The 4,100-nt window shown below is 67.5% G+C and carries 7 protein-coding genes; 2 read left to right on the top strand and 5 right to left on the bottom strand.

What is annotated here, in order from left to right:
- On the bottom strand, window positions 1-407 hold a 407-nt coding region (locus tag ACO48X_RS07750), incomplete at its 3' end, for a hypothetical protein (protein WP_485001510.1).
- Between the two features lie 61 nt (window positions 408-468).
- On the opposite strand from ACO48X_RS07750, the gene ACO48X_RS07745 reads away from it, so the two are divergent.
- Together ACO48X_RS07745 and ACO48X_RS07740 are read left to right on the top strand one after the other, a co-directional pair.
- The gene (locus ACO48X_RS07745; RefSeq protein ID WP_485001509.1) at window positions 469-1,119 is read left to right on the top strand and encodes a potassium channel family protein; all 651 of its coding nucleotides are present in this window, start codon (window positions 469-471) and stop codon (window positions 1,117-1,119) included.
- The gene (locus tag ACO48X_RS07740; protein ID WP_485001508.1) at window positions 1,116-1,802 is read left to right on the top strand and encodes a potassium channel family protein; all 687 of its coding nucleotides are present in this window, start codon (window positions 1,116-1,118) and stop codon (window positions 1,800-1,802) included. Before ACO48X_RS07745 ends, ACO48X_RS07740 begins: the two co-directional genes overlap by 4 nt.
- Window positions 1,803-1,910: 108 nt before the next feature.
- Here ACO48X_RS07740 and ACO48X_RS07735 read toward each other — a convergent pair whose 3' ends face one another.
- The 4 genes from ACO48X_RS07735 to ACO48X_RS07720 all read right to left on the bottom strand — a co-directional run bounded on the left by ACO48X_RS07735 (window position 1,911) and on the right by ACO48X_RS07720 (window position 4,078).
- Window positions 1,911-2,684, bottom strand: a complete 774-nt coding sequence (locus tag ACO48X_RS07735; RefSeq protein ID WP_485001511.1) for a DUF3159 domain-containing protein — start codon at window positions 2,682-2,684, stop codon at window positions 1,911-1,913.
- Window positions 2,685-2,801: 117 nt separating this feature from the next.
- Window positions 2,802-3,050 carry a single stranded DNA-binding domain-containing protein gene (locus tag ACO48X_RS07730; RefSeq protein WP_484991771.1) on the bottom strand — a complete coding sequence of 83 codons (249 nt, stop codon included), beginning with the start codon at window positions 3,048-3,050 and terminating at the stop codon, window positions 2,802-2,804.
- A 1-nt stretch (window position 3,051) separates the two neighbouring features.
- Entirely contained in the window at window positions 3,052-3,726 is a 675-nt protein-coding gene (locus ACO48X_RS07725) for a DUF3710 domain-containing protein (protein WP_485001507.1), read from the bottom strand.
- 52 nt (window positions 3,727-3,778) lie between these two features.
- Window positions 3,779-4,078 (bottom strand): DUF4193 domain-containing protein, encoded by a 300-nt coding sequence (locus ACO48X_RS07720; protein ID WP_009199663.1) that lies wholly within the window; start codon window positions 4,076-4,078, stop codon window positions 3,779-3,781.
- Between the last annotated feature and the right edge of the window lie 22 nt (window positions 4,079-4,100).

Here is a 4,100-nt window from a genome sequence, read left to right as displayed (position 1 = left end):
AGAAGCACGGGAAGGGCCAAGGCGAGAACGAGGCCGTAGAGAAGCGGCCCGCGCGGCAGCTCCGGGAAGACTTCCACGAGGCTCGTCGTTGCCACGCCGACGCCCAGGACGATGACGATGACGTAGCACAGGTAGCGCGCCGAGGCGGCCACCACGCCCATCCCCGGGCCGATGTGGGAGGCAACGATTCGGTAGGAGAGGCGGCGCGGAACGAGGCGCCCCACCCAGGTCGCGCCGAAAAAGGCCGCCAGAAGGCTGAGAACCGCCACGGCGGCGGCGACGGCGATATCCGCGGAATTCGCCCCCGAGGGGACGGAACGAAGAATGATCTGCGGAACGATGACGGCCGAAAGGGCGATCATCGTGGTGTCGGCCGCTGCGGAGCGGGCGGGTATTTCGTTCGTCACAGTGTTCAGGCTACGCCACGTCGCGGTTTGAGGTAGCGTTCTTAGCGTGCACTTTGTCATCATGGGGTGCGGTCGCGTCGGAGCGACGTTGGCCGCGAATCTAACGGAGTACGGCCATTCCGTGGCCGTCATCGACCACAGCCCCGACTCGTTTCGGCGGCTCCCAGAAGGTTTTTCGGGCCAGCGCGTCACGGGCATGGGCTTCGACCGCGAGGCGCTGATCCAAGCCGGCATCGAGGACGCCCACGGCTTCGCGGCCGTCTCCTCGGGCGACAACTCGAACATCATCGCCGCCCGTGTGGTCCGCGAGACCTTCGGGGTGTCCAACGTCGTCACCCGCATATACGATCCGACGCGCGCAGAGGTTTACGAGCGGCTCGGAATCGCCACGGTTTCAACGGTCAAATGGACGGTTGAGCAGGTTTTCCGGCATCTCATCCCGCTGGGGCCGCACTTCGACTGGATCGAAGACGACGCCGGAATCGCGATCGTCGGCATCGACCTCGACCCTTCCTGGTTCGGGCGCAGCGTCTCCGATTTGGAGCGCGCGACGAAAGCAAGAGTGACCTATCTCACTCGCTTGGGGAGGGGGATGCTTCCGGCGCCCAGCCTCGTGCTGCAAGACGGCGACGCGCTGCACATGACGGTCGAAACCGATCGGGCCGGCGCCGTCCAAAGAATCGCGAACCATCCAGCCCAGGAGGATCTGTGAAAGTCATCATCGCGGGGGCCGGGTCCGTGGGCAGGTCGATCGCCAAGGAGCTCGTCCAATCCGGCCACGACATCACGATCATCGACCGCCACCCCTCGGCGATGAAAGTGGCCTCCGTCCCCGAGGCGGAGTGGCAGCTCGACGACGCCTGCGAGCTCACGAGCCTCCAGCGGGCGAATCTCGACGAGGCCGACGTCGTCGTGGCGACGACCGGCGACGACAAGGTCAACCTCGTCGTCTCGCTCCTGGCAAAAACCGAATTCGGCGTCGAGAGAGTCATCGCACGCGTGAACAATCCGAAGAACGAATGGCTCTTCGACGAGTCGTGGGGAGTGGACGTCGCCGTCTCGACGCCGCGCGTCATCGCGCCCTACGTCGAGGACGCGGTCGCCAACGGGCGCCTCGCAACGGTCATGCACTTTCACCGCTCGGGAGCGGCCCTCCTGCAGACGACGCTTCCGCCCAAGGCCCCGATCGTCGGGCTTGCCGTCTCCGACGTCGTCCTCCCGCCCTCGATCGTTCTCAACGCGATCGTCCGGGACGGGGTGCCGTTCACGGCGGAGCCCGATTTGACGGTCGAAGCCGGCGACCAGGTGCTTTTCCTGCGCTCGGCCGAGGCCGAGGAAGACCTCGACATCGTGCGCGAGCTCATCGGCGACGACGCCTCGCTCGAGTCGGTCTAGCCTGCGATCCCGTTCTCCGGCGGCGGTTTCGCCTCGCTTCGGTCGGCTCCGCTTTCGCCCGCCATCCGCGCTCGCCTCCCCGTTCGGCTGCGCGAGAAGACCCGCCGGTCAGCCGCGCTCGTCGGCTTCGGCGGGGTGCCGCCCCGGCCCGGCCGCGGACGATTCGGCCGCGGGAGGAAGCGCGCGGACCGCCATCCACGTCGCCCAGGCCGCGAGGGCGAAGAGCGGCAGGCCCATGACGAGCTTGCTCACCGCGAGGGCCGTCGTCGCATCCGTCAAGTAGAGAGGCGTCTGAACGAGGAGGCGCAAGGCGAACACTCCGGCCCACAGCCACGTCAAACGGGTGTACGCGCGGCGAGTCGCGATCCCGTCCTCGTCGTCGGCTCGCCTCCATCGTGTGGCGTCCCCGCGCAGGAATCCAAGCACGAGGCCCATCAGAGGCCAGCGCACTGCGAGAGAAAGGGCGAGGGCGGCCAGATACCCGGCATTGAGGAGCAGTCCCACCGTGAAGTAGTCGGATGCCTGCCCCGTGCGCAGCGCCCAGAAAGCCGAGACGCCGACGCCGAGGAGGCCGCTGACCGCCGGTGTGACGTCGAGCCGGCCGACAAGGCGGGCCGCCAAGGCGAGGACTGAGGCGGCCACCGGAGCGATCGAGGAGACGACGACGTCTTTGGTCGCTATGTAGACGACGAGGAAGATCGCGCCGGGGGCGACGCTTTCGACGACGCCCCGCTTGCCGCCCACGGCCCTCGACAGGTCAAAGTCTTCGCCGACGGCGGCCGCCAGACCGCCTCTGCGCCTGGCCGTCCGCCTTCCGGCGGCCTCCTCCGCCCGATCCGAGGCTTGCGCCTCGTCAGCCGCTTGGTCCGTCACATCGACCATCTCAGTCACGTCGTTCCTTTCCGCCGCGTCGATTTTTCGCCGCATCGATTGTTCTGTCCGCCGCGTCGAGTCTGTTCCGCAGCGCCCTGAGCCGCGCGCGCCACTGGGGCGCGGACGTCACTCGCCCGGCAGCACCGTGTAAGCCGGGTCGAAGATCGTCGGGACGGCGTCGCGGCCCGAAACGGCCCCGCGCACGGTCAAACGCGAGCCGACCTCGATGCAGCGGACGATGGTCCGCCCCAGGAATGCGAGGACGAACTCCCCCTCCGGGGCCTTGATCCTCGCTCGAAGGACCGGCGAGTTTCCCGCGCCGGGATATGCGATCGACGTGATCTCGCCGGTCACTTCGACTCGGCGAGGGCTCACCTCAGCGGACCTCCGAGATTTCCGGCCCCCGGCGCGGAAGCGAAATCCTGTCGCGCTGAGGCTCGGGATGCTTGCTGCCCGAACGCGGCACCTCGAGCGGAAGAATGTCGCGCGGCGGATGGGCGGCGACGCCCCTGACCACCACGAGCCTGTCGAGCACGGCGCGGAGCAGGCTGCGCGCCTCGGCGTCGTCGACGGCGGCTCTGCCTGTCAGCGTCGCCCGCAGCAGCCACCGGGGCCCGTCGATTCCCAAGTATCGAACGGGGTTGACCGTCCTCGACCCCTCGACCGGCATCTGCGCGTGGATCTCCTGTCCGTAGTCTCCCTCGGCCTCGCGCGAAGACCCTCCCTGCGAGGCGATCGAAGAGATCATGTCGGCGCGCACGTCGTCCCACAGGCCGCTCGACTTCGGAGCCGCGAAAACCTGAAGCTGAAGCGCGCTCTCGCCCACGATGTACACGGCGCCCAGGACCACCTCGCGGTTGCGCTCGACCGTGAATTGGATCGTCGCGCCCTCAACCGGCGGCAGCCTGAGGGCGCCGCACTCGAGCAGCTCGTCGTCTTCGGGCGCATCGGCTTCGTCGTAGGGCCCGACAGCCTTTGCGGCCTCGGGCTCGGCGACGACGTCGGCCTCCGCCTCTCGGACCTTGGCCTTCTTCTTCCCAAATAGTCCCACGTGTCAACCCTTTCAGAATCGCGGTTCGCTCGGTCGGACCATGCGCACCATTTTAGCCCGCGCACTCCGTGCACACGGGCAGTCCGCCCTCTTCGTAGGCAAGCTGTGATCGATGGTGCACCAGGAAACACTGCGAACACGTGAATTCGTCGTCTTGGGCGGGCACGACGCTGATCGAAAGCTCGACGTTCGACAGGTCGGCCCCCGGCAGCTCAAAGCCTTCAGCGGCCTCGACCTCGTCCTCCTCGACCTCCGCCGACTGATGCTCTGAGCGCCGAGCCTTGAGCTGCTCGAGGGAATCCTCGCGGAGTTCTTCGTCCTGCTTGCGCGGTGCGTCGTAATCGGTTGCCATTGTCAGCTCCACTCGTCTCGTT

The organism is Peptidiphaga sp. (genome assembly GCF_057238965.1).
The sequence above is the reverse complement of the archived record's forward strand: the minus strand, read 5'-3'. Positions and strand labels throughout refer to the sequence as shown.

Bases quoted from the DNA above. Each gene is read 5' to 3' on its own strand.
- ACO48X_RS07745 (WP_485001509.1), top strand. From the start codon at position 469: ATGGGGTGCGGTCGCGTCGGAGCGACGTTGGCCGCGAATCTAACGGAG.
- ACO48X_RS07735 (WP_485001511.1), bottom strand. From the start codon at position 2,684: ATGGTCGATGTGACGGACCAAGCGGCTGACGAGGCGCAAGCCTCGGAT.
- ACO48X_RS07720 (WP_009199663.1), bottom strand. From the start codon at position 4,078: ATGGCAACCGATTACGACGCACCGCGCAAGCAGGACGAAGAACTCCGC.